This is a genomic window from Acidisphaera rubrifaciens HS-AP3 (genome assembly GCF_000964365.1).
Classification (GTDB): Bacteria; Pseudomonadota; Alphaproteobacteria; order Acetobacterales; family Acetobacteraceae; genus Acidisphaera; species Acidisphaera rubrifaciens.
The window spans coordinates 1-2,990 of sequence record NZ_BANB01000166.1; the positions used below are offsets into that span (position 1 = coordinate 1).

A 2,990-nucleotide genomic window follows, 5' to 3' on the forward strand; every position below is an offset into this window, starting at 1 on the left:
CCCGCTCGCCCCGCCGGTCACGACCGCGATTTCGTCCTTCATGGCTTGACCCCTTCCGCCGCCTTGACCCCGCGCGCGGCGGCGGGCGCGCGACGGCCGGGCCGCAGGCCGGGCCATGCGACGTCGAGCACGCCGCGACGCAGGCCGAGCGCGAAGATCAGGATGATGATGCCGAGCGCGAGCCCGTAATATTCCGTGTAGCGCGTCACCACGTCGTTCAGCCCGAGCAGGATCGCGGTGCCGACCAGCGGCCCGAGGAAGCTGTCGATGCCGCCGAGCATGATGGCGAAGATGCCCTGTCCGGATTCCGGCCAGTTGATCAGCTCGGGATAGGCGCCGGAGACGAACAGGCTGGACAGCACGCCGCCGAGGCCCGCGAAGCCGGCGGCGACGACGAAGGCGATCAGCTTGGTGCGCCAGACGGTGATGCCGAGGAAGCCGGCCCGCGCCTCGTTGTCGCGCAGCATGCGCAGGCTGAGGCCGAAGGGCGTCTGCGTCAGGTGGCGCATCGCCAGCAGGCCGAGCACGGCGACGGTGACGCTGACGCCATACAGAGTCCATTGCGACCCGAGATCGAGGCCGGCGACGACGCGGCGGGGGATGCCGCCCTGCAGCCCCTGGTCGCCGCCGGTCAGCGGTTCCCACGCGATGACGATCGAATAGGCGAGCATCTGCATCGCGAGCGTGACGAAGGCGAAGTAGATCAGCCGCAGCCGTATGCAGATGGCGCCGACCACCACCGCGGCGGCGAGGGTGATGCCGAGCGCGGCCAGCACCCCGACCGGCAGCGGCAGGCTGGTGCGCTGCATCGTCAGCGCGAAGGCATAGGCGCCGAGGCCGTAGAACATGCCGTGGCCGAACGACACGAGCCCGGTGTAGCCGACCAGCAGGTTGAGCGAGGTCGCGAACAGCGCCATCGCCGAGGCGCGTATGGCGAAATCGGCGAAGGCGCGGCTGGGCAGCACGTAGGGCACCGCCAGCAGCACCGCCAGCGCCAGGACGGCGATGATTGTGTCGCGCCTCATACGACCTCGCGCCCGAACAGCCCGGCCGGGCGGGTGAGCAGGATGGCGATCATGGCGATGTACATCAGCCCGTCGGTGAACATGGGAAAGCCGATCGTGCCGAAGCTGCGTATCAGGCCGAGCACGACGGCGGCGACGAGCGCGCCGGCGATCGAGCCCATGCCGCCGATCACGGTGACGATGAAGCTTTCGATCAGCACCGAGAAGCCCATCCCGGGCGTCAGGCTGCGCACCGGCGCCGCGAGGCCGCCGGCCAGCCCGGCGAGCGCGCCGCCGACCGCGAAGACGGCGGCGAACAGCACGGTCGTGTTGATGCCGAGGGCGGCGACCATGTCGGGGTTCTGCGCCGCGGCGCGCACGATCTTGCCCCAGCGCGTCAGCGCCAGCCCGGCGCCGAGGCCGCCGGCGATGACCAGCGCGACCGCGATCAGCACCAGGTAGAAGGGCGGCACCACGCCGCCGGCGATGAACAGCGGCGGCACCTGGAACGCCGCCGGCATGCCCATGGCGTGGAAGTCCGCGCCCCAGACGAGCTTCACCACGTCGTCGAAGATCAGCACGACGGCGTAGCAGATCAGCAGCTGCATCAGCACGTTGGTGCCGTACACGCGGCTGATGAGGAAGCGTTCGAAGACGACGCCGAACAGCCCCATCGCGACGGCGCCGGCGGCGACGGCCAGCACGTAGCTGCCCGTCGCCTGGTAGACCGTCAGGGCGATGTAGGCGCCCAGCATGTAGAACGTGCCGTGGGCGAAATTGACCACCTTCAGCACGCCGAAGATCAAGGTCAGCCCGGCGGCGACGAGGAACAGCAGCATGCCGACGATCAGCCCGCTGGTGGTCTGCGTGACCAGGCAGGAGGCCGAGGTCAGGCAGCCGGCCAGGGCATCGGTGTCCACGCCGGGCGTCCCGTCAGGTGTAGCCCTGCTGCTTCTTCCACTCCGCCTCCAGCTCCAGGATCTGGCCCCAGTCGCCGGGCTTGATGCCCACGATGTACGGCGCGCTCGCCTGCGTGACGCCCCAGCCGATCGCGTAGTCGATGATCGTCTGATCCTCGCGCATGGTGATGGTGCCGTCGGCGCCGAAGGGGCTGTCGATCTTCAGCCCGCGCAGCGCGGCGGACATCGCCTTGCTGTCGAGGGTGCCGGCCTTTTTCGCCGCTGCCTCCAGCATGTGCCACGCGGTCGCGTTCTGCCACGACCAGTTGGTGGGCATCTGGTTGAACCGCTTGCTGTAGGCCTCGCCCCACGCCTTGTTGGCCTCCGTCGCCGGGAAGGTCTCGAGGTAGCGGGTGCCGGAATGCAGGCCGGGCGGCAGGCTCTTGATCGCGTGCAGCACCGGGTAGTCGCCGAGGTTCGGGTTGAACATCGTCGCCTGGTTGAACAGGGCATAGACCGATGCCTGGTTGACGAAGGCCGACAGGTCGCCCGCGTACAGCAGGGAGAAGATCGCCTGCGGCTTGGCCTGCAGGATCTTGGTGATGACCTCGGTGAAGTCGGGCTGCCCGAGCTTGGGCCAGCCTTCGGTGATCACCTCCACCGACGGCATGAAGTGGCGCATCCACTCCAGGTACTGTTTCGTGGTGTCGCGGCCATAGGCATAGTCCGGCGAGCAGGTCGCCCATTTCGTGAGCTTCGCCGCCTGCGCGACATGCGCCGAATAGGCGCCGCCGACGATGCCGTCATGCACGCCCTGGCGTGCGGAGCGGAAGGCGTTGGGCACGCGGATCTTCGGGTCGGCGGTCAGCTTGGACGTCTCGCTCGCGGTATGGATGCAGAGGGTGCCGAGGTCGCGCACCACCTCCTGCACCGCGAAGGCGCCGGAGGAGGCCTCGGCGTCGATCAGGATCTCGCAGCCGTCGCTGTTGATCAGTTCGCGGGCGACGCGGGCGGCCTCCTGCGGCTTGCCGCGGCTGTCGCGGACCAGCAGCTCGATCTTGCGCCCGGCGAGGCCGCCGGCGGCGTT

Annotated in this window: 3 protein-coding genes; all 3 read right to left on the minus strand. The window is 69.2% G+C overall.

The genetic code is table 11. The features are described 5' to 3' along the window. Positions 1 to 38: 38 nt before the first annotated feature. Positions 39 to 1,025 (minus strand): branched-chain amino acid ABC transporter permease, encoded by a 987-nt coding sequence (locus B8460_RS06245; protein WP_048860723.1) that lies wholly within the window; start codon positions 1,023 to 1,025, stop codon positions 39 to 41. Beyond that, positions 1,022 to 1,924 carry a branched-chain amino acid ABC transporter permease gene (locus B8460_RS06250; protein ID WP_048860724.1) on the minus strand — a complete coding sequence of 301 codons (903 nt, stop codon included), beginning with the start codon at positions 1,922 to 1,924 and terminating at the stop codon, positions 1,022 to 1,024. The genes B8460_RS06245 and B8460_RS06250 overlap by 4 nt, the downstream gene beginning before the upstream one ends. Positions 1,925 to 1,937: 13 nt before the next feature. Further along, the coding region (locus B8460_RS06255) for an ABC transporter substrate-binding protein (protein ID WP_048860725.1) at positions 1,938 to 2,990 on the minus strand (1,053 nt) is incomplete at its 5' end.